This window comes from Aeromonas sp. Y318-3 (assembly GCF_027706185.1).
GTDB lineage: Bacteria > Pseudomonadota > Gammaproteobacteria > Enterobacterales > Aeromonadaceae > Aeromonas > Aeromonas veronii.
This window is the reverse complement of sequence record NZ_JAPDCN010000006.1, coordinates 97,393-118,558: the sequence shown is the minus strand read 5'-3', so window position 1 is coordinate 118,558 and position 21,166 is coordinate 97,393. Positions and strand designations below refer to the sequence as shown.

Here is a 21,166-nt window from a genome sequence, read left to right as displayed (position 1 = left end):
GCTAGAATCGGCCGACAGTTTAACCGTCTCCCTACTGACACACCACCGGGAGGCGGTGTTTATTTGCACAAATCATTTGACAATATGTGGTTGGAAGGGCATATTTCCGGGCCTTTTCAATACACTCGCTAAGACAGTTTTAGGAGTTTTACCTTGGCTAACATCAAATCTGCTAAGAAGCGCGCTCTTCAGTCAGAAAAACGCCGTCAGCACAACGCCAGCCGTCGTTCCATGACCCGTACCTACCTGAAGAAAGTCATTGCTGCTATCGCCTCTGGCGACAAAGCTGCTGCGACTGCCGCTTTCGCTGTTGCTCAGCCGATCATGGATCGTATGGCGACCAAAGGCCTGATCCACAAGAACAAAGCAGCTCGTCACAAGAGCCGCCTGTCTGCCCAGATCAAAGCTATGGCTTAATCAGCGTCTGCTGATCAAAGCTGAAAAAACCGGCCTTAGTGCCGGTTTTTTATTTATCTGCGCTGCAATAAAGTCGATGCAGCAAACTGATCATTTCACGCACCTCATGGCTGCGCAGCGAATAGTAGACCGTCTGGGCCTCTTTGCGCGTTGTCACCAGCTCATCCCGCCGCAGCAGCGCAAGATGCTGTGACAAGGCCGACTGACTCAATCCCAATCGCTCGTTGAGCTCCCCCACCGACAGTTCGCGCTCCAGCAACTGGCACAGAATAAACAGCCGCCGCTCGTTGGCCAGCGCCTTGAGCAAGGCCACCGCTTTACTCGCATTGGCCTCCATCTCTTCAAGTTGCATCACATCTCTCCTCTACCACTCGCCAATGATACGTGGTGACGGGCCGTTTTAAAACGACAGGGTGGCCGGCTGGATGGCGGAGAAGTTCTCCTGGCCGGAAAAGAGAAAGGTAAAATCGCTCTCGCAGACCCGCTTCACCGCCGGATGCTGGATCATCCGTTCGGCGAAGATGACGTAATACTCCTCCATCAGATCCTGGGTTTCACCGATCAGCATCACCCCCTCCCCCTCAAGGATCTCCTCCCGATAGATAGTCGGGGCCATGAAGATGCCCTGATTGAAGAAGCCAAACGCCTTCAGCAAGGCGGCATCATCAAACTCGCCAAGAATGCTGGGGGAGACACCTTGCTGCTCGAACCACTGGGTCAGCTGACGCCCCATGGCAGTACGGCGACCGGGGATCAACAGCTTGCGCTCCTCCAGACAGGCGGGAAAGGGCTTCTCGGGCAGCGGCGCCTTGCAGAAGAAGCTGACGCCACAGCCTCCCAGCCGTTTGGAGAGCAGGCCCGCATGCTGGCTGGAGTCCACCGGACAGTCGGAGAGGATCATATCGAGCTTGTGCTCGCTCAGCTGCTCCAGCAGTAGTTCGTGGGTTGATTCGAAACAGCGCAGATGGATGGATCCATCATTGGGGATGACAGAGAGCAGCACGCGGCTGGCCAGGCGCTTGGAGAGTGCATCGGCGATGCCGACGTCGAACAGGATCTGGCTCTCCTTGCGGTAGTTGACGATATCAAGCATCTCGTAGGAGAGGCTGAACATCTTGTCGGCATAACGAAATACCAGCTGGCCCAGCTCGGTTGCCTCAAGGGAGCGCCCCTTGCGTTTGAGCAGCTTGCCACCGAGGCGCTGCTCCAGCAGCTTGATCTGACCGGTGACGGTTTGCGGGGTCAAAAAAAGGGCTTCCGCTGCCTGGGTAACGGAGCCCTTCTTCTGAGTCATCCAGAAATAGTAGAGATGGTTGTAGTTAAGGTGTGACATCCGATGGGGTTCCCGCTTGACGCGGACTCCGGTAGCAGCTGAGTTCAACCGCCAGAATGTCATACATGTCGCTAACCGAGTCAACCTTGTTCGCGCCAAACTGCTCCATCAGACTGGCCTTGAGGCGTGCCTTGTCAGGCATCCGGTCAGCGCAATAACGCTTGTTGGAACGCTTTACCATCTCGCCAGCCCGGCTGCTCAGCGCCCGCTCGGAGAAGGTCTCGCCAAAGCGCGCCTTGGCCTGCTTGTCCCCCAGCAGCAGGGCGCTGTCTACCACCCCGTTGAGATAGGCAGAGCAGTTCGCCGAAGTGGCGTCCTGCTTGCAATCCTCCAGCCCGCCGGCCCATGCCGCGGGGCTCAACAACAGCATCAACAACCCTGTATGCAGCTTCATAGTCCCTCCGTACTCTGTTCCCCTTCACCCTTGGGAAGGGCCATGCGCAAGGCCAGATAGCCGACTACCGCCGCCATGGTGGAACCCACCAGGATCCCGAGGCGAGAGTAGCTGCCGTAATCCAGCCCACCGTGCTCGAAGGCGAGAGACGCGATAAACATCGACATGGTGAATCCGATGCCACAGAGGATGCTGACCGCAAAAATCTGCTTGAAGTTGACCCCGGGCGGCAACTGGGCGATGCCCAGCTTGACCGACAGCCAGCTGATGGTGAACACCCCGAGCGGCTTGCCGATAAACAGCCCCAGCATGATCCCCATAGGCACCGGACTCAGCAGGGAGGAGAGACCAATCCCTTCCAGCGATACCCCGGCGTTGGCAAAGGCAAACAGCGGCAGGATCAGATAGGCACTCCAGGGGTGCAGTTGATGCTCCAGATACTTGAGCGGCGAGGCGTAACGCTTGCCGTTAAGCGGAACCATAAAGCCCACCACTACACCCGCCAGGGTCGCATGGACGCCAGACTTGAGCACCGCAACCCAGAGCACCAGACCAATCAACATGTAGAAGCTGATCCTGTCTTCACCACGGCGATTCATCCAAAGCAGAGTGAGGGTTGCCAGAATACCGATGGCCAGCGCCTCAAGCGACAGCTGCTGGGTATAGAAGAGCGCGATGATGATGATGACACCCAGGTCATCCATGATGGCCAGCGCCAGCAGGAATACTTTCAGGCTCACCGGCACCCGCTTGCCAAGCAGCGCCATCACCCCGAGGGCAAAGGCGATATCGGTCGCAGCCGGGATCGCCCAGCCAGCGCGCGCCACTTCATCCGAATAGTTGAAAAAGGCGTAGATCAAGGCCGGAGCCAGCATGCCGCCCACCGCCGCAATAGCCGGGAAAGTCGCCTGAACCCGGGTCGAGAGCGCCCCTTCCAGCATTTCACGCTTCACTTCCAGACCAACCAGCAGGAAGAAGATCGCCATAAAGCCATCGTTGATCCAGAGCAGCAGCGGCTTGTTAATGTCGAGGGCCGCGATGCGCACCTGCACCGGCGTATCGAGAAACGCCTGATACCCGCCAGCCAGCGCGGTATTGGCTAAAATCATTGCCAGCATGGCAGCCATGATCAGAATAATTCCGGAGGCGGCCTCCAGCTTCAGGAACTTTTTGATTACGTCACTCATGGTTAAATTTTCCACCGTATTGCTTTGGTTTGAGTCTATCCCTTGCAACAACCAATGGAAAATCGTTTCTTGCTGCTCAATACAACGAAAAAACCGAAGGCAAAATAGAACATACCTGCTATAAGCAGGTTTTTCCTCGTCTCTGGCTACCGTCTTATTAATCAATAAAATGAATTTTCAATTATTTAACTGCATAAAAAAGGCGCCCTGAGGCGCCTTGCTATCAGATGGCGACGGGCGCCTTGATGCCGGGATGGGGGTCATAACCCTCGATCTCGAAATCCTCGAACTTGTAGTCGAAGATGGAGTCAGGTTTGCGCTTGATCACCAGGGTCGGCAGCGGGCGCGGCTCGCGGGAGAGCTGCAGAGCTGTCTGCTCCATGTGGTTGGAGTAGAGGTGCACATCACCGCCAGTCCAGACGAAGTCACCCACTTCCAGATTGCACTGCTGGGCCATCATGTGGGTCAGCAGGGCGTAGCTGGCGATGTTGAACGGCAGGCCGAGGAACACATCGCAACTGCGCTGGTAGAGCTGGCAGGAGAGCTTGCCGTCCGCCACATAGAACTGGAAGAAGGCGTGGCAGGGAGCCAGCGCCATCTTGTCAAGTTCACCCACGTTCCAGGCGGAGACTATGATGCGGCGCGAATCCGGGTTGTGCTTGATGTCATCCACCGCCTTCTGGATCTGGTCGATGACAGACCCGTCAGCGGCAGGCCAGGAGCGCCACTGAGCACCGTAAACCGGCCCCAGATCGCCATTCTCGTCGGCCCACTCATCCCAGATGCTGACGCCGTTTTCCTTCAGATAGGCGGTATTGGTATCGCCATTGAGGAACCAGAGCAGCTCGTGAATGATGGAGCGCAGGTGGCACTTCTTGGTGGTCACCAGCGGGAACCCCTCCGCCAGATTGAAGCGCATCTGATGGCCGAACAGGGAGACAGTACCGGTGCCGGTACGGTCTGACTTGACGGTGCCCTCATCGAGAATTTTCTGCATCAGGTCGAGATAAGCTCGCATTATTTCGCCTCCTTCATGGCATTACCGAACAACTGCGGACGCTTGTAGGCAGCCCAAATCATCAGGGCACCGGCGATAATCATCGGGGTGGAGAGGATCTGGCCCATGCTGATCTCCTGGAAGTAGAGACCGAGCTGGCTGTCCGGCTGGCGCACAAACTCCACCAGGAAGCGGAACAGGCCGTAGAACAGCAGGAACATGCCGGAGATGGCGCCGCGCGGCGGATTCTTGCGCCAGAACAGGTTGAGGATGATGAACAGCACCACCCCTTCCAGGGCGAACTGGTAAAGCTGGGAGGGATGACGCGGCTCGGGGCCGGCCTCCGGGAAGATGATGGCCCAGGGCACATCGGTGACCCGGCCCCACAGCTCGCCGTTGAGGAAGTTGCCGATCCGGCCGACGCCGAGACCAAACGGAATGAGCGGTGCCACAAAATCGGCCACGGTGAAGAAGTGGCGCTTGGTCTTGTGGGCAAACCAGATCATCGCGGTGATCACCCCGATCAGCCCACCGTGGAACGACATACCGCCGGTCCAAATCTTGAACAGATAGGTGGGATCCGCGAGGAAGAGATCGAAGTTGTAGAACAGCACGTAACCGACACGGCCACCGAGGATCACCCCGAGGAAACCGTAGAACAGCAGATCCGATACCTCGTTGCGGGTCCAGCCGCTGTTCGGTGCATCGGCGCGACGGCCGGCAAGCCACATGGCAAATGCGAAACCGAACAGGTACATGAGACCATACCAGCGTACCGATAGTGGTCCCAAACTGAATGCTACGGGATCAATCTGCGAGAAAACCCAATATCCATCGTGCTGCATATGCGGCCCCAGTCAAAATAAAAGCCGCATTTTCCGATCATTCGTCAGCAGGGACAAGGCATGATTATCAATCACTCTATTTCGATTTATGACCGGCTCGCAGCAAACCGCCCAAACCATGCTCCTCCAGATAGCGAGCAAACAGGCCGCGCAGCACGTGGGGATTGTCATGTTTGAGGCCATCGGCCATCAGTTCGGTCAACTCGCTCAGGGTGGATTGACGCAGCACGTACTTGATCCGGGCGATGTTGTGGGTGTTCATACTGAAGCGGCGATAGCCCATGGCCAGCAGCAGCAATACACCTACCGGATCACCGGCCAGCTCGCCACACACCGACACCGGCTTCTGGTAGCGATGGGAGGCATCAACCAGCTGTTGCAGGGCGCGGATCACCGCAGGATGGAAGGCATCATAGATGTTGGCAACCCGGGAATTGTTGCGATCTACCGCCAGCAGGTACTGGGTCAGGTCGTTACTGCCCACCGACCAGAAATCGATGAGCGGCGCCATCTCCGGCAAGATAAAGAGGGCTGAGGGCACCTCGATCATCACCCCGAGGCTGGGGTAGCGGATCACCGCATCACGGCTGGCTGCCTCTTCCGACACTTCCCGCCACGCCTGATCCAGCAGGCGACGGGAGGCCTTGATTTCGCTGACGCTGCTGATCATCGGCAGCATGATGGCCAGATTGTCCAGCCCTTCGCTGGCCCGCAGCATCGCCTTGAGCTGCACCAGAAACAGTTCGGGGTGATCCAGGGTGATCCGGATCCCCCGCCAGCCAAGGAAGGGGTTTTCCTCGACGATGGGGAAATAGGGTAACGGCTTGTCGCCGCCCACATCCAGCGTCCGCATGCAGACCGGCCGGTTGCGGTAGGTCTCCAGAATGCCGCGATAACGGGCTGTCTGCTCCCACTCTGAGGGGAAGCTCTCCTGCAGCATAAAGGGGATCTCGGTGCGATAGAGACCGACCCCGTCCGCCAGCTGGTTGAGGGAGATCTCGGTATCGGCGCTGAGACCGGCGTTGAGCAACAGGGAGACCTTGGTGCCGTCGGCGGTTTCGGATGGCAGGTTGTCGACACTGCGCACCAAGGTATCGAGCGCCCGCTCTTCGCTCAGCAGCTGACGATACTCAGTCAGAATCACCTGATTGGGTTCGATGAAGAGATCGCCGCTGTAACCATCGACAACCAGCATGCGACCGCCGATGTCGCCGAGGGGCAGATCGACCCCCATGATGGCGGCGACCCCCATGGCGCGGGCCAGAATGGCCGCATGGGAGTTAGTTCCCCCCTTGAGCGAGACCACCCCGGTCAGATACTCGCGGGGCACTTCCGCCAGAATGGTGGCTGTCACCTCGTCGGCGACCAGCACCACCGGCTCGCCGATGGAGATATGTTCCGGTTCATTCTGCACCAGTCGGCTGATCAGCCGCTGGGCAATATCCTTCACGTCGGTGGAGCGCTCCTGCAAGTAGGGATCCTTCATCCCCTTGAACTGCTCGATCAAGCGATCACTGATGAGCTTGACCGCAGAGACCGCAGTCCAGTGCTCCTTGCTCACCTTGTTGCGAATCGGCTTGATGTAGCCGGGATCGTTCAGCAGATGGAGGTAGATATCGAAAATCGCCACCGAATCCTGGCTGTAGCTCTCGCGAAAACGCAGCGCCAGACTCTCCAAGTCGTGCCGCACCTCCTCAACCGCCAGCTCCAGCCGTGCCAGCTGGCTGGCATGGTCTTCATCCTTGCGCGGGGTAATGGACGAGAGCGCCTTCCGGGGCCGCCACACCCAAGCCTTGGCCATGGCGATGCCGCTGGCACCGGCAATACCACGCAGCGGCTTGCTCCAGTCGGTCTTCTGCAACCACCCCTTGGCTTGCGCCTGGGCGATCCGCGCCGCCAGCTGGGCCGCCAGGGTGACCATGAAGGACTCTTCCCCCTCATCGAAGCGGCGGCTCTCCTTCTGCTGCACCACCAGAATGCCGACTACCTGACGCTGATGCATGATGGGAGCGCCGAGGAAGGAGCGGAACGCCTCTTCGGCAACATCGGGCAGGAATTTGAAACTGGGGTGCGCGGGGGCATCAGCCAGGTTGATCAGTTCTTCCCGCTGACCCACCAGACCAACGATACCCTGCTCGTAGGGCAGGGTCACCTTGCCGACCGCGGACGGGGCCAAGCCGTCGGTAGCCGCCAGGCGATAGCGGCGCACCTCGGGTTCCGAGACATAGACGGAGCAGCAGTCCACTGCCATGGCGTGCCGGGTCTGGCTCACCAATGCCTGCAAGGCCTGCTCGAGGGTATTGGCCTCGGCCATGCTCTCGACGATACGTCTCAGTTCCGTTAACAACTAATCTGTGCTCCTTAACGGGCGCGGTTGCGCCGCCCATCCTTCTTGTTGACCTGCACTACCGGCACTGGCATCGCCAGCGGGGCAAACTCTTTCATGACCCGGCGGTAAACCTCCCGCTTGAACGAGACGACCTGACGCACCGGATACCAGAAGCTGACCCAGCGCCAGTCGTCAAATTCGGGATGGCCATGACAACCGAACTGGATCCGCGACTCCTTGCCCGAATTCAGCTGTAACAGGAACCATTTTTGTTTTTGGCCAATACAGACCGGTGAACTGTCCCAGCGGACAAGACGTTTGGGTAAACGGTACTTTAGCCAGTTACGACTGGTGGCCATGATGGTCACATCTTCGGGCTTGAGGCCAATCTCCTCATACAGCTCTCGATACATGGCCTGCTCTGGCGTTTCACCATCATCAACCCCCCCCTGCGGAAACTGCCAGGAGTGCTGCCCATAGCGTTTAGCCCACAACACTTGTCCTTCACGGTTACAGATCACGATACCGACATTGGGACGAAATCCGTCGCCATCAATCACGTGATCACCTTATAAAGGCTGAATCTATAAGGAGATTGTTCCACATTCACTCCGTGGCAGCAAACAAGGAGTGAATCCCCTGTTTCATGAATAACTTTCGATTTCAAACATACTTATAAACAAATCCAAGGATCCGCGCCCCCAAGTTGCCCACCCAGGCTGTGCATAAAGCTGTTAGCAAACGGGTATATACAGTACTTTTTAACTGTACGCGAAAAGTGCCCCTCCGTATCACCACGCGACATGAAATATAAAAAATCATTATTTTTTATAAACTTGAGATAAGACAACTGGATCTAGATCCATGTTCCCCCAAGAGTCAGATCCATGATCCGGATTGTGAACAAGTTCAACTGCTCAAAGATCCACCGCGGCGAAATTATCCACAGGAGTGGCACAATATCTACCCCGTTTACCCTGTAAAAATGGGGTGGCATTCACAATTTTTTGTAACATATCAGCGACTCCAATCACTTTCATCCACTTATCCAAGATTTCTGTGGATAACTGTGTGTAACATCATGCACAAACCCTTGGACAACTATTTCGAGGTCAAAGCAGACCTGGCTTACTGCTCGATAAAACAGACAAAATCCTTTAAAATCATAATGATGAACTGATAGCCCCCAAATTCTCTGCATTTGATCTTATCCACTCAGGATCGGTTATAAAAACAGCGATCCTTCTCGGGATCCTCCCCTGTTAGAATATGGCGAGCAAGATGGAGCCAACTATGCCAAGCAATCCCCAATCCGAGCAGGAGTTATTGAGCCGCGCCTATGCCATGGCCGGCTTCACGCTGGCGCAGCTGGCCGCCGAGGCTGGTGTTGCGGTGCCCAAAGACCTGCGCCGTGACAAGGGGTGGGTCGGTCAGTTGATCGAGCTGCAACTGGGAGCCAGCGCAGGGAGCAAGCCGGAGCAGGACTTCCCGGAGCTGGGGATCGAACTCAAGACGATCCCCGTGGATCCTCAAGGCAAACCGCTGGAGACCACCTTCGTCTGCGTCGCCCCGCTGATCGGCGTCAGCGGCCAGCGCTGGGAGGAGTCCAACGTACGCAACAAGCTCTCCCGGGTGCTCTGGATCCCGGTGGAAGGCAGTCGCGAGATCCCGGTTGGCGAGCGGCGAGTCGGCATGCCGCTGATGTGGAGCCCGAATGAAGAGGAAGATCGGCTACTGCGTCAGGACTGGGAGGAGCTAATGGACATGATAGTGCTGGGAGAAGTAGAGCAGATCAGCGCACGCCACGGCCAGGTGATGCAACTGCGGCCCAAGGCGGCCAACAACAAGGCGCTGACTCGCGCCATCGGCCGCGATGGTCAACCCATCATGACCCTGCCCCGCGGCTTCTATCTCAAGATCGACTTTACCCACAGTTTGCTGCAACGCTATTTTGCCTTGCCGACTTGATCTGCCTTATCAACATCTTTGTCATATGGTGGTATAAAAATAGACAGGAGCCATTTTTAACTCACAGACAAGGAGGCGTCATGCCACTGATCAAACAGTTTTTAAAGTCCAAGCCCGAGGTCAAGGTGACCTTTGCCGTAGAGAAAGAGGCAGCAGCAGGGGCGGAACAGGTGATGCTGATCGGCGAGTTCACCCAGTGGCAACCGGTCGAGCTGAAGCGCATGAAGAGCGGCGAGTTCAAAGCCACCCTCAATCTGCCGACCGACGGCCCGGGTTACTTCGAATATTGCTACCAGCTCATCACCCCGGCAGGGGAAACCCTCTACGAGAATGACTGGGCAGCGGATGACTATGTGCCAGGCCCCTTCGGGCGAGACAACTCGGTAGTTCGGGTCATCCAGTAACGGCTCCCAGATAGCCAATAGACGGATACAAAAAAGGCTCGCCATTGGCGAGCCTTTTCACTACCTGTCGAGCTATTTGCCGACATACCGACACCAATTCGAATCGAATTAGTTGAGCTTCTCTTTGATACGAGCAGCTTTGCCGGACAGGTTGCGCAGGTAGTACAGTTTGGCGCGGCGAACATCACCACGACGCTTCAGTTCTACACTGTGGATCAGCGGAGAGTGAGTCTGGAATACACGCTCAACACCTTCGCCGTTGGAGATCTTGCGAACGGTGAAAGCAGAGTGCAGACCGCGGTTACGCTTGGCAATAACGATGCCTTCGAAAGCCTGCAGACGCTCTTTACCACCTTCTTTAACACGAACTTGAACACGTACAGTGTCGCCCTGGGCAAAAGCCGGGATGTCGGTACGCAGTTGCTCTTGTTCAAGCTGCTGAATAATCTTGCTCATTGTCTTTCCTTACCTAGGATAAACTGAAAACTCTACTTAACGCTGTCACGCACTTCGCGGACATACTCGGCAAGAAGTGATTCTTGCTCGTCAGTCAGAGCTAGGTTGTTAATAAGTTCCGGCCTTCTTTGCCAGGTTCGTCCGAGCGACTGCTTAAGACGCCAGCGTCGAATCACTTCGTGATTGCCGCTTGTCAGCGCCTCGGGCACCGCCAATCCATCCAACACCTCCGGCCGAGTATAGTGGGGATGATCCAGCAAGCCATCCGTAAAGGAGTCTTGCTCGGCACTGGCCTGATCGCCCAAAACCCCGGGGACCAGACGCGAAACCGCATCGATCAGGGTCATGGCAGGCAACTCGCCACCACTTAACACGTAATCCCCGATAGACCACTCTTCGTCGACTTCGGTTTGTATCACGCGTTCATCGATACCTTCGTATCGACCGGCTACCAGAATCAGTTTTTGATTCGTCGCCAACTCGGTTACGCCCGCTTGAGTCAGCTTGCGTCCCTGAGGAGAGAGATAGATGACTTTCGCCCCGTCTCCCGCTGCTTGCTTGGCTGCATGAATCGCGTCACGCAGCGGCTGAACCATCATTAACATGCCGGGCCCACCACCATAAGGACGATCATCGACCGTACGGTGTTTATCGTGGGTAAACTCCCGGGGGTTCCAGCACTCAATCTGCAGCAGGCCACTCTTGACGGCCCGACCCGTTACCCCGTGCTCGGTAATGGCTCGGAACATTTCAGGGAAGAGGCTAATCACCCCAATCCACATAAGAAACCTCCGGCACCCGTGTTAGCGCGGGAAACTAGAAACCAGGATCCCAATCAACTTCGATTGTTCGAGCAGTCAGATCAATATTCTTGATCACCTGCTCTTCCAGGAACGGAATCAACCGCTCCTTTGCACCAAAGGCATCTTTTACATTGGCCTCAACCACCAACACATCGTTGGAGCCGGTTTCCATCAATTCGGTCACCTTGCCCAGGTCGTATCCCTTGGTGGTCACCACGGAGCAACCAATCAGGTCACGCCAGTAGAACTCACCTTCAGGCAACGCAGGCAACAGATCGGCGGGTACGCCAATCTCGACATTGGTCAATGCCAGGGCATCTTCGCGCACATCGATACCATCGAGTTTGCAGATCAGACCCTTGTTGTGACGTTTCCAGGATGAAACCCGAATTTCACGCCACGCCCCGTTCTGATTAATCAGCCAGGGGTTGTAATCGAAAATCGCTTCGGCAACATCGGTGAAGGAGTTCACTTTAAGCCAGCCCTTGATGCCATAAACGGTACCCAGGGTGCCCAGAACTACAGGTTTTTCCACCTTAACTCCTTACCGTTGGGCTGATTAAGCAGCTTTTTTAGCGTCTTTGATCAGCTTGGCAACGCGGTCAGAAACAGCGGCACCAGTAGCAACCCAATGCTCGATACGAGCCAGGTCCAGGTTCAGCTTTTCAGCTTGACCAGCAGCAACCGGGTTGAAGAAACCAACGCGCTCGATGAAGCGACCGTCACGGGCGCAACGGCTGTCAGAAACTACTACCTGGTAGAACGGACGCTTTTTCGCGCCACCACGTTGTAAACGAATGGTTACCATATCGTCCTCATTAACATCTAATGAACAAGGCCCGCAAACACGCGGACCCTAGCTTAAAATAAGCCGCGTAATTCTACTTGGATTCGTAATAATTGCAACCAAGCCAGCCATTTTTTGCGCAGAGCGGCAATGAAAAGGGGCCTGCCGCAGCAGACCCCCATCAACACGCAGGCCGGATCAGAACGGGCCGCGACCGCCGCCGAAACCGGGGGGCAGCATGTTCTTCATCTGGCTCATCATCTTGCGCATGCCTCCCTTGCCGGACATCTTCTTCATCATGCGCTGCATCTCGGTGAACTGCTTGAGCAGCTTGTTCACATCCTGCACCTGCATGCCGGAACCTGCGGCGATACGGCGTTTGCGGGAACCCTTGATGAGATCGGGATGGGCACGCTCCTTGGGTGTCATGGAGCTGATGATCGCCTCCATCCGCACGGTGAGCTTGTCATCCATCTGATCTTTGACGTTATCCGGCAGACCGGACATGCCGGGCAGCTTGTCGAGCATCCCCATCATGCCGCCCATATTGCGCATCTGGGCCAACTGCTCGCGGAAATCTTCCAGATCGAAGCCCTTGCCACTCTTGACCTTGCTGGCCAGCTTGGCGGCTTTCTCCTTGTCGACGTTGCGCTCCACCTCTTCGATAAGAGAGAGCACATCGCCCATACCGAGGATGCGGGAGGCAAGACGATCCGGGTGGAACGGCTCCAGCGCATCGGTTTTTTCGCCCATACCGATAAACTTGACCGGCTTGCCGGTGATGTGGCGCACCGACAGCGCAGCACCACCACGGGCATCGCCGTCCGCCTTGGTGAGGATCACGCCGGTGAGCGGCAGCGCTTCATTGAACGCCTTGGCGGTGTTGGCGGCATCCTGACCTGTCATGGCATCCACCACGAACAGGGTCTCGACCGGCTTGATGGTGGCATGCAGATCCTGAATCTCGGCCATCATCTCGCTGTCGACGTGCAGACGACCGGCGGTATCGACGATCACCACGTCATAGAATTTCTTGCGCGCCTGATCGATGGCTGCGGTGGCGATGTCGACCGGCTTCTGGCTGGCATCGCTCGGGAAAAAGTCGACGCCGATGTCGCTCGCCAGGGTCTCCAGCTGCTTGATCGCTGCTGGGCGATAAACGTCAGCACTGACCACCAGCACCTTCTTCTTGCTGCGCTCTTTGAGCAGCTTGGCCAGTTTGCCAACTGTGGTGGTCTTACCGGCCCCCTGCAGACCGGCCATCAGGATGATCGCAGGCGGCTGGGCAGCCAGGTTGAGCTGTTCGTTGGCCTCCCCCATCACGGTGACCAGTTCACCATGCACAATCTTGATGAATGCCTGGCCCGGGCTCAGGGATTTGGCTACTTCCTGCCCGACTGCGCGCTCTTTGACACGCGCCACGAAATCACGCACTACCGGCAGGGCGACATCCGCCTCGAGCAGCGCCATGCGGACTTCGCGCAGGGTTTCCTTGATATTGTCTTCGGTCAGGCGACCACGGCCACTGACATTGCGCAAGGTGCGCGAGAGTCGTTCAGTCAAATTCTCAAACATGACGGATTCCGGTTCTTGGCGTAATAAATTGGGGGCATTATAACCCAGAGCGGGCGCGAGGACGATTATTCACCGCACCGCAGCAGCAGGGACCTTCTCCCTATATATGGGCAGATCGGCCGTTGCACAACTGGCGAGCACTTCTCGTGCAAGGTATACTGCCCCTCTTACCCTCAAAAGCTTGTGCAACAACGACCTGGTTATGATCGTAATCTCTGTTCTGGCCCTGGCGTTTTATCTGCTGGCCATCATCGCCTCCCTGCATCTGTTACTGAGCGCCAAGCCGGTGGGACAGCGCTCCCTGTTTGCCTGTATCGGATTGGCCCTGATCGCCCACGCCAGCGCCCTCGGTTCAGAGGTATTGCAGAGTTACGGCCAGAACCTGAGCATGCTCAACGTTGCCTCGCTGGTCAGCCTCATCATAAGTTGCTTCATGACCTGCGTGACCCGCCGCTTCAACGGCTGGATCCTGCTGCCGGTGGTCTACAGCTTCTCGGCCCTGTTGCTGGCTGCCAGCGCCTTGATCCCGGGTCGCTACATAACCCATCTGGAGGCCCATCCCCAGCTGTTGCTGCACATCGGCCTCGCCCTGATGGCCTACTCGGTATTGATGATCGCCTGTCTGTTTGCGCTGCAGCTCGCCTGTCTGGACAAGCAGCTTAAATCTCGAAAAATCAGCAACCTGCCAGCCATGCCGCCACTGATGACAGTGGAAAAACGGCTGTTTCAGTTGATCTCTGCAGGGGTGCTGCTGCTGACACTTTCCATCGCCTCCGGCCTCTTCTTCCTCGAAGATATGTTCGCCCAGGGCAAGTCTCACAAGGCAGTGCTCTCCATCCTGGCATGGTGTGTCTACGTGTTGCTGCTGTGGGGTCATCACACCTATGGCTGGCGCGGCCGCAAAGTCATCACGCTCAGTCTGATCGGCAGCTTCATCCTGACTCTTGCCTACTTTGGCAGTCGCTTCGTCAAAGAAGTGCTGTTGAGCTGACACCTATACTCTTTTAGCCATACCATCCAACAGGAGCCCTTTTTGGACAGCATCTCAACGAGTACATTACTGATTGTTCTCGTTATCTTGATCCTTCTTTCCGCCTTCTTCTCCAGTGCCGAAACCGGCCTGATGTCCATCAACCGCTACAAACTGCGGCATCTGGCACAGACCAAACACAAAGCCGCACGTCGCGTCGAACAACTGCTCGCCCGCCCCGATCGCCTGCTGGGGCTGATCCTGATCGGCAATAATCTGGTCAATATCCTCGCCTCCGCCATCGCCACCATCGTCTGTATCCGGCTGTTTGGTGATCTCGGGGTCGCCATCGCCACCTTCGGCCTGACCCTGGTGGTACTGGTATTCGGTGAAGTGACCCCCAAGACCCTGGCTGCCATGTTCCCGGAGAAGATCGCCTATCCCGCCTCCTGGATCCTCAAGGGGCTGATGGTGCCGCTCTCGCCGCTGGTCTGGCTGATCAATGGCATCACCAGCGGCCTGCTCAAGATGCTGAAGATCAATCCCAACAAGGATGACTCCCTCAACACCGAGGAGCTGCGCACCATAGTCAATGAGGCGGGTAACCTGATCCCCCAGCGTCATCAGGAGATGCTGTTGAGCATTCTGGATCTCGACAAGATGCTGGTCGAGGACATCATGGTGCCGCGCAGCGATATCTACGCCATCGACATCAACGATGACTGGAAGAGCATCCAGCGCCAGCTGGCCCACTGCGCTCACACCAAGATCCTGCTCTATCGCGACAATATCGACGACGTTGTCGGCTTTTTACACGCGCGCGATGCCCTGCGGCTGGTAGCCAGGGACCAGTTCAATAAATCGAGCCTGTTGCGGGAAGTGGACGAGATCTACTTCATTCCGGAAGGAACGCCGCTCAACGTGCAGCTGGCCAAATTCCAGCGCAACAAGGAGCGAATTGGCCTGATCGTCGACGAATACGGCGACATTCAGGGGCTAATCACTCTGGACGATATTCTGGAAGAGATAGTGGGCGACTTCACCACCTCCATGACGCCAGCGCCGAGCGACGAGATCCACCCCCAGTCAGATGGTTCTTATCTGGTCGAAGGCTCAGCCAATATTCGTGAGCTGAACAAGGAGATGAATTGGCACCTGCCCATCGACGGCCCGCGTACCCTCAACGGTCTGATCCTCGAATATCTGGAGGAGATCCCCCAGCCCAACATTGGGATCCGGCTGGCCGGTTATCCTATCGAGATCCTCGATGTGGAGAACAACATGGTCAAGATGGCGCGGATTATGCCGGCATCGTACCGGGCGGAGTCGGATTCGCAAGATTGAAAAAGGGCTGCCAGTGGCAGCCCTTTTCTATTGCTCATCGTCATCATCCGGCTCCAGCACCAGCGTCGGGATCAACTCGCCAAACACCCGTTGCAACTCGTCGCGGTTGGCCAGCAGGTCTTGCAGCGTATAGCTGTCCATCACTGCCAGAAACGCATCCATCGCCTCTTTCAGCGCACTCTTGAGCAGACAGACAGAGACGATGTGGCAAGCGGGCGAGCCGCAGTCAATGCCGTCCAGATTGCCTTCCAGCGCCCTGATCACCTGCCCGATATTGATGGTGGCGGGATCGCAAGCCATGCGAATACCGCCATTCTTGCCCCGCTGGGATTGCAGATAGCCCAGCTTCACCAGCTGATTGACCACCTTCACCATGTGGTTGCGGGAAACACCATACAGGGCCGATACCTTGGCAACGCTCGACAACTCCCCTTCCGGCAGGGTGGCAAGATAGAGCAGGGCTCTCAATCCAAAATCTGTATAACTGGTTAGTCTCATAAAACCTGATTAGCGCGATGCGAAAAGTGGAGTATTGATTCAAATCAAATAAACATCTAGGATGCCACTTATTAAATGACATTTTATATGTTCAATTAGAACGAGGCCCCTATGCTAGATCAAACCACCGTTGCCGTCATCAAAAGCACTATTCCGCTGCTCGAATCGGCAGGCCCTGCCCTCACCCAGCACTTCTACCAGCGGATGTTCAGCCATAACCCGGAGCTGAAAGACATCTTCAACCTGGCCCACCAACGCAGTGGCGGCCAGCCACTGGCCCTGTTCAATGCAGTCGCCGCGTATGCAAAGAATATCGACAATCTGGGAGCGCTCGCCGGTGCGGTCGAGCGGATTGCGCACAAACATACCGGATTCCTGATCCAGCCGGAACAATATCACATTGTAGGTAGTCATCTCTTGGCCACGCTCAAAGAATTGGGCGGAAGTGCGGTCACCGACGAGGTGCTGGAGGCGTGGGGCAAGGCGTATGGCGTGCTGGCCGACATCTTCATCGGCCGCGAGCGAGAGATCTATCAGGAGAAGGCCAATCAGGATGGCGGCTGGCAAGGTACCCGTACCTTCATCATCAAGGAGAAGCGAGCCGAGAGCGACCTCATCACCTCCTTCCTGCTGGCGCCGGAAGATGGCAAGCCGGTACTGACCTTCAAACCGGGCCAATACCTCAGCATCAAGCTGGTTCACCCCGAGCTGGAATATCAGGAGATCCGCCAATACTCCCTCTCCGATGCCCCCAACGGGCAGGATTACCGCATCAGCGTCAAGCGTGAGCCGCAGGGTCAGGTCTCCAATCTGCTGCACGATCACCTGCAGGCGGGTGACAAGATCGAGGTGATGCCCCCTACCGGCGATTTCTACCTGAAAGCCGACAGTCAGACCCCGGTCGTACTGCTATCCGCCGGTGTCGGCGTGACGCCGATGATGAGCATGCTCAACCAGCTGCTGGCGAGCGGCCATCAGGCTGATATCACCTGGCTGCACGCCTGCGAACAGGGCGCTGTACACGCCTTCCGGGAGGATATTCAGCAAAAATCCCGCCAGCATCCCAACTTGCTGAGCCGGGTCTGGTATCGGGAGCCGGAGGCCAGCGATGTACAGGGTGAAGATTACGACCTGGCCGGCACCATGGATCTGACTGCCGTGAAGGAGCGCATCACGCCAGAGGCCCACTACTACTTCTGTGGCCCTGTCGGCTTCATGCAAGAGATCAGGCGGCAGCTGCTGGCGGCTGGAGTACCAACGGGGCAGCTCCATTACGAAGTTTTTGGCCCCCACCAAGATCTCTAAGGCGCGGGCAGCCATATAACAGAGGGAGGTTCCGGCCTGTCATGGCACGGCGGCTGGAACCGGACCCACAGGTGCAGACCTGTGGGTCATTTTTTTGGATCAGTGCATCGCCTTGGCGCGGGCCACCACGTTGGCCGGCATCCGGTTGCCAAGACGGTTGAGCAGACTCGCCGCCTTCTGGTGCAGCGCCTTGTCACCTATGACGGAGCCATGGAGCCAGCGATAGGCGTCCTCATAATCGAGCGGACTGCCCATCCCCTGCAGCAGCATCTCGACCCACTCGATGCGGGCCCGCAGAAAACCGAGGCTGGCCGCCTCGCGCATCAGGGTCTCGGCTCGCACCAGATCCTTCTGCACCAAAGTTCCTTTCCAGTAGTAGCGGCCCAACTGCTCCAGCGCCGGCGCCAACCCCTGATTGGCCGCCTCCCACATATATTGCACCCCGATCTCGGCATTGGGTTTGGTACAGACACCCCACGCCAGCATATCCCCCCAGAGGAATTGATAGGCCGGGATCTTCATCACCGAGGCGCGCGCTTCGATATCCTGAGTCAGCTGACAGCGATCCTGCTTCACCTGAGTGAGGTGGCGCCCCTGCTCAATCCAGTTGAGCAGCTCGTCCTGACGATAGAGCGGCACCGCCTGCAACTCGCCTGTGGCCAGAGGTGCGGGAGGCGCAACCACAGCGGCAGGCTCAGCCGGTTTTGGCAGCGGCGCGGCCCCCTCACCACTGCTGGCAACGGGCGTGACCGGCTCGGCCGGGAGCAAGACGGGGACTGCCTCAGAGGGGGCTGGCGTAGCAGCAGAGACAGGCGCCGTTGCCACCGCAGCACTGCTTGCGGTCGGTGCCGATGCACTTGCTGCAGGCGCATCGCTCGATACGGCAGCCGATACCGCCTCGGCACCATAGAGGGGCGCGGTGAATGCACCGACAAGAACGAGAAGGGTAAGGGGTTTCATCATAAGGATCTCCTGCTGCACTCTGTTATCGGCACCAAGCCCCATCCCCTTAGCCTGCCGGGCGGATCTCATCAATACAAAAGGGAGCCGAAGCTCCCTTGTTGGCACGGTTGACCCGCTTACTTGACGAAATCGACACCCAGCTGGATATCGGCTTTCAGAGTAGCCAGCATGCCTTCCATCGCTTCCTGCTCGAAGGCGCTCAGCTTACCGTAATCCAGTACGGTTTCGACGCCATTCTTGCCCAGCAGTACCGGCTGTGCGAAGAAGGTGGCGTGCTCGCCGTTGCCTTCCACGTAGGCGCACTCGACAACGTTGGCTTCGCCCTGCAGACCCTTGATGAGGGAGAGACCAAAACGGCAAGCCGCCTGACCCATGGAGAGGGTTGCGGAACCCCCACCAGCCTTGGCTTCCACCACTTCGGTACCGGCATTCTGGATGCGCTTGGTCATGGCTGCCACTTCTTCAGCAGTGAAGGAGGCACCTTCAATCTGGGAGAGCAGCGGCAGGATGGTGACGCCACTGTGACCACCGATCACGTTGACGCGTACCTTGTCGATGTTCAACCCTTTGGCGGCGGCCACAAAGGTCTCGGCGCGGATCACGTCCAGGGTGGTGACACCGAACAGGCGACGCTTGTCATAGACACCGGCTTTCTTCAGCACTTCGGCGGCGATAGCCACAGTGGTATTGACCGGGTTGGTGATGATGCCGATCAGTGCTTTCGGGCAAGTGGCCGCGCACTTCTCGACCAGATTCTTGACGATACCGGCGTTGATATTGAACAGGTCGGAGCGATCCATCCCCGGCTTGCGTGCCACACCGGCGGAGATCAGCACCACATCTGCCCCAACCAGCGCAGGAGTCGGATCTTCACCGCAGAAGCCCTTGATGGCGACGTCGGTAGGAATATGACTGAGGTCAACGGCCACACCCGGAGTAACCGGGGCGATGTCATACAGGCTCAGCTCGGAGCCAGCCGGCAGACGGTTTTTCAACAGCAGAGCGAGGGCTTGACCGATGCCACCAGCGGCACCCAGAACGGCAACTTTCATGATCAACTCCATGTTTAAGCGTAGGTTTAAGGTTGTTTGTTGTTGTGCGCCCAACCTTAATGGATCCCCCCATAAAAAACAATCTGATAACAGTTGCAGTCACGGGTTCTGTGAGCCACGAAACATGCGGGAGCAAAAATTGGAGGGAAATACAAAAAGTTGGAGGAGAAGCACAGTTTTTCTGCACTTCCCCTTACCATAAAGAGGTAGATTTGAAGGTCTCAGGATTGGAATGCCAGCGCCCGTTTTTCACACCAGCGAAAACCAATTGTTAACAATCCGTTCATCGCCAGATAAAGCCCGCCAGCCACCCCGAACACCGCCAGGGTATCGTAGGTCTGGGCGTTCAACCCCTGCGCCAGCCCCATGATGTCCATGATGGTGATGGTACTGGCGAGGGAGCTCCCCTTGAGCACCAGGATCACCTCGTTGGAGTAGGCAGGCACCAGATGACGGGCGGCGTGGCGCACCTTCATCCACAAGGTCTGGCGGCCGTTAAAGCCAAGCGCACGACACGCCTCTACTTCACCGGCCGGGATGGCATCGAGCGCCCCCTTGAACAATCGGGTGGAGTAGGCCGCCGTGTTGAGACCCAGCGCCAGCACGGCGCAGAACCAGGGCTGCTTGAGCAGCGGCCAGAGCGGGCTGGCTTTCAGCCACTCGAACTGGCCCGGCCCGTAGTAAATCAGGAAGATCTGGATAAGCAGCGGCGTACCGGTAAAGAGCAGCACCCACAGCTGCACCAGCTGGGTCGCCACCGGCAGGCGCAGCTCCAGCACCCAGGTCATCAGGGCCGCCAGCACAATCCCCAGCAGCAGGCTGAACAGGGTCAGCTCCAGCGTGGTGACCAGACCGCCCAGCAACGTAACGAGATACTCTTGCATCAGTTAGCCTCCGTAGCGGCGGGTGTAGCGGGCAGCCAGCCCGAGGCCGTACTCGCTCACCAGACTGATGGCCAGATAGATGAGGGCGGCGGCGGCATACCAGGTGAACGGCTCATAGGTACTGGCCGAGGCCATCTGGGCCTGACGCATCATCTCGTTGACCCCGATAAGCGACACCAGCGCGGTATCTTTCAGCAACACCAGCCACTGGTTGCCAAGGCCCGGCAAGGCGTGACGCCACGCCTGCGGCAACACGATGCGAAAGAAGATGTGGCTCTTGCTCAAACCCAGCGCCAGCGCCGCCAGCCGTTGACCTGAAGGCACCGCATTGAGCGCCGCCCGCAGGGTCTGGGTCGCATAGCTGGCGAACAGCAGGGAGAGCGCCAGCACGCCACAGGCGAACGGACTGAACTCCACATACTCGCCAGTGATGAGGAACAGCACCTGGGTCGAACCGAAGTAGATGAACAGCACCACCAGCAACTCGGGCAGGCCACGGATCAGCGTGGTCAGGGTGGCCACCGACCACACCAGCGCACGCTTCTTGCTGAGCTCGGCGGCACTGAACGCCAGTGCCAATACCATGCCACCGACCAGTGATGCCAAGGCCAGCCCGAGGGTCATCCAGGCTGCATCCAACAACAGGCTCAACATG

General features: G+C 57.4%; 24 protein-coding genes. 6 read left to right on the top strand and 18 right to left on the bottom strand.

Features of this window, described 5'->3' with window-relative positions:
- The first annotated feature begins 153 nt into the window (after window positions 1-153).
- Complete coding sequence (gene rpsT / locus OKB77_RS10210; protein ID WP_005308808.1) at window positions 154-417, top strand: 30S ribosomal protein S20; 264 nt, start codon at window positions 154-156, stop codon at window positions 415-417.
- 49 nt (window positions 418-466) lie between these two features.
- Here the strand turns inward: rpsT and OKB77_RS10205 are convergent, their stop codons facing one another.
- From OKB77_RS10205 to rppH, 8 genes are all read right to left on the bottom strand, one after another.
- A complete protein-coding gene (locus OKB77_RS10205; protein WP_013724128.1) occupies window positions 467-769 on the bottom strand; it encodes an ArsR/SmtB family transcription factor in 303 nt (100 codons plus the stop codon).
- A gap of 48 nt (window positions 770-817) precedes the next feature.
- Entirely contained in the window at window positions 818-1,750 is a 933-nt protein-coding gene (gene nhaR, locus OKB77_RS10200) for a transcriptional activator NhaR (protein ID WP_150390237.1), read from the bottom strand.
- On the bottom strand, window positions 1,737-2,144 hold the full coding sequence (locus OKB77_RS10195; RefSeq protein WP_005348920.1) for a hypothetical protein: 408 nt from the start codon (window positions 2,142-2,144) through the stop codon (window positions 1,737-1,739). The genes nhaR and OKB77_RS10195 overlap by 14 nt, the downstream gene beginning before the upstream one ends.
- Window positions 2,141-3,331 (bottom strand): Na+/H+ antiporter NhaA, encoded by a 1,191-nt coding sequence (nhaA, locus tag OKB77_RS10190; protein WP_150390236.1) that lies wholly within the window; start codon window positions 3,329-3,331, stop codon window positions 2,141-2,143. Before nhaA ends, OKB77_RS10195 begins: the two co-directional genes overlap by 4 nt.
- A gap of 223 nt (window positions 3,332-3,554) precedes the next feature.
- Window positions 3,555-4,349: a thymidylate synthase gene (gene thyA, locus OKB77_RS10185; protein ID WP_005340427.1), complete on the bottom strand. Its 795-nt coding sequence runs from the start codon at window positions 4,347-4,349 to the stop codon at window positions 3,555-3,557.
- Window positions 4,349-5,173, bottom strand: a complete 825-nt coding sequence (gene lgt, locus OKB77_RS10180; RefSeq protein WP_041201849.1) for a prolipoprotein diacylglyceryl transferase — start codon at window positions 5,171-5,173, stop codon at window positions 4,349-4,351. The genes thyA and lgt overlap by 1 nt, the downstream gene beginning before the upstream one ends.
- A 76-nt stretch (window positions 5,174-5,249) precedes the next feature.
- Complete coding sequence (gene ptsP, locus OKB77_RS10175) at window positions 5,250-7,520, bottom strand: phosphoenolpyruvate--protein phosphotransferase (RefSeq protein ID WP_150390235.1); 2,271 nt, start codon at window positions 7,518-7,520, stop codon at window positions 5,250-5,252.
- 14 nt (window positions 7,521-7,534) lie between these two features.
- The gene (rppH, locus tag OKB77_RS10170) at window positions 7,535-8,062 is read right to left on the bottom strand and encodes an RNA pyrophosphohydrolase (RefSeq protein ID WP_005357996.1); all 528 of its coding nucleotides are present in this window, start codon (window positions 8,060-8,062) and stop codon (window positions 7,535-7,537) included.
- A gap of 733 nt (window positions 8,063-8,795) precedes the next feature.
- Between rppH and mutH the strand changes: the two genes are divergently transcribed.
- Window positions 8,796-9,470, top strand: a complete 675-nt coding sequence (gene mutH / locus OKB77_RS10165) for a DNA mismatch repair endonuclease MutH (RefSeq protein WP_042084339.1) — start codon at window positions 8,796-8,798, stop codon at window positions 9,468-9,470.
- Between the two features lie 80 nt (window positions 9,471-9,550).
- Window positions 9,551-9,874, top strand: coding sequence for an isoamylase early set domain-containing protein (locus tag OKB77_RS10160; RefSeq protein WP_005348910.1), 324 nt, complete (start codon window positions 9,551-9,553; stop codon window positions 9,872-9,874).
- Between the two features lie 108 nt (window positions 9,875-9,982).
- Here OKB77_RS10160 and rplS read toward each other — a convergent pair whose 3' ends face one another.
- The 5 genes from rplS to ffh all read right to left on the bottom strand — a co-directional run bounded on the left by rplS (window position 9,983) and on the right by ffh (window position 13,495).
- Complete coding sequence (gene rplS / locus OKB77_RS10155; RefSeq protein WP_005313505.1) at window positions 9,983-10,330, bottom strand: 50S ribosomal protein L19; 348 nt, start codon at window positions 10,328-10,330, stop codon at window positions 9,983-9,985.
- Window positions 10,331-10,362: 32 nt separating this feature from the next.
- Window positions 10,363-11,112: a tRNA (guanosine(37)-N1)-methyltransferase TrmD gene (trmD, locus tag OKB77_RS10150; protein ID WP_005340400.1), complete on the bottom strand. Its 750-nt coding sequence runs from the start codon at window positions 11,110-11,112 to the stop codon at window positions 10,363-10,365.
- Between the two features lie 34 nt (window positions 11,113-11,146).
- Complete coding sequence (gene rimM, locus OKB77_RS10145) at window positions 11,147-11,668, bottom strand: ribosome maturation factor RimM (protein ID WP_005340394.1); 522 nt, start codon at window positions 11,666-11,668, stop codon at window positions 11,147-11,149.
- 24 nt (window positions 11,669-11,692) lie between these two features.
- The gene (gene rpsP / locus OKB77_RS10140; protein WP_005340392.1) at window positions 11,693-11,941 is read right to left on the bottom strand and encodes a 30S ribosomal protein S16; all 249 of its coding nucleotides are present in this window, start codon (window positions 11,939-11,941) and stop codon (window positions 11,693-11,695) included.
- A gap of 177 nt (window positions 11,942-12,118) precedes the next feature.
- The gene (gene ffh / locus OKB77_RS10135) at window positions 12,119-13,495 is read right to left on the bottom strand and encodes a signal recognition particle protein (protein WP_064338811.1); all 1,377 of its coding nucleotides are present in this window, start codon (window positions 13,493-13,495) and stop codon (window positions 12,119-12,121) included.
- Between the two features lie 202 nt (window positions 13,496-13,697).
- Between ffh and OKB77_RS10130 the strand changes: the two genes are divergently transcribed.
- Together OKB77_RS10130 and OKB77_RS10125 are read left to right on the top strand one after the other, a co-directional pair.
- Window positions 13,698-14,486, top strand: a complete 789-nt coding sequence (locus OKB77_RS10130; RefSeq protein WP_005340390.1) for a cytochrome C assembly family protein — start codon at window positions 13,698-13,700, stop codon at window positions 14,484-14,486.
- Window positions 14,487-14,528: 42 nt separating this feature from the next.
- Window positions 14,529-15,809, top strand: coding sequence for an HlyC/CorC family transporter (locus OKB77_RS10125; protein WP_005348906.1), 1,281 nt, complete (start codon window positions 14,529-14,531; stop codon window positions 15,807-15,809).
- A gap of 27 nt (window positions 15,810-15,836) precedes the next feature.
- Here OKB77_RS10125 and OKB77_RS10120 read toward each other — a convergent pair whose 3' ends face one another.
- A complete protein-coding gene (locus OKB77_RS10120; RefSeq protein ID WP_058057978.1) occupies window positions 15,837-16,307 on the bottom strand; it encodes an Rrf2 family transcriptional regulator in 471 nt (156 codons plus the stop codon).
- 111 nt (window positions 16,308-16,418) lie between these two features.
- On the opposite strand from OKB77_RS10120, the gene hmpA reads away from it, so the two are divergent.
- Entirely contained in the window at window positions 16,419-17,612 is a 1,194-nt protein-coding gene (hmpA, locus tag OKB77_RS10115) for an NO-inducible flavohemoprotein (RefSeq protein ID WP_270817553.1), read from the top strand.
- A gap of 99 nt (window positions 17,613-17,711) precedes the next feature.
- Here hmpA and OKB77_RS10110 read toward each other — a convergent pair whose 3' ends face one another.
- From OKB77_RS10110 to artQ, 4 genes are all read right to left on the bottom strand, one after another.
- A complete protein-coding gene (locus tag OKB77_RS10110) occupies window positions 17,712-18,296 on the bottom strand; it encodes a tetratricopeptide repeat protein (RefSeq protein ID WP_150390591.1) in 585 nt (194 codons plus the stop codon).
- Window positions 18,297-18,691: 395 nt separating this feature from the next.
- Window positions 18,692-19,627 carry a malate dehydrogenase gene (mdh, locus tag OKB77_RS10105; RefSeq protein WP_005340384.1) on the bottom strand — a complete coding sequence of 312 codons (936 nt, stop codon included), beginning with the start codon at window positions 19,625-19,627 and terminating at the stop codon, window positions 18,692-18,694.
- Window positions 19,628-19,848: 221 nt separating this feature from the next.
- Window positions 19,849-20,511 (bottom strand): arginine ABC transporter permease ArtM, encoded by a 663-nt coding sequence (gene artM, locus OKB77_RS10100; RefSeq protein WP_005348902.1) that lies wholly within the window; start codon window positions 20,509-20,511, stop codon window positions 19,849-19,851.
- Between the two features lie 3 nt (window positions 20,512-20,514).
- Window positions 20,515-21,165: an arginine ABC transporter permease ArtQ gene (gene artQ, locus OKB77_RS10095; protein WP_139476837.1), complete on the bottom strand. Its 651-nt coding sequence runs from the start codon at window positions 21,163-21,165 to the stop codon at window positions 20,515-20,517.
- Window position 21,166 lies beyond the last annotated feature (1 nt).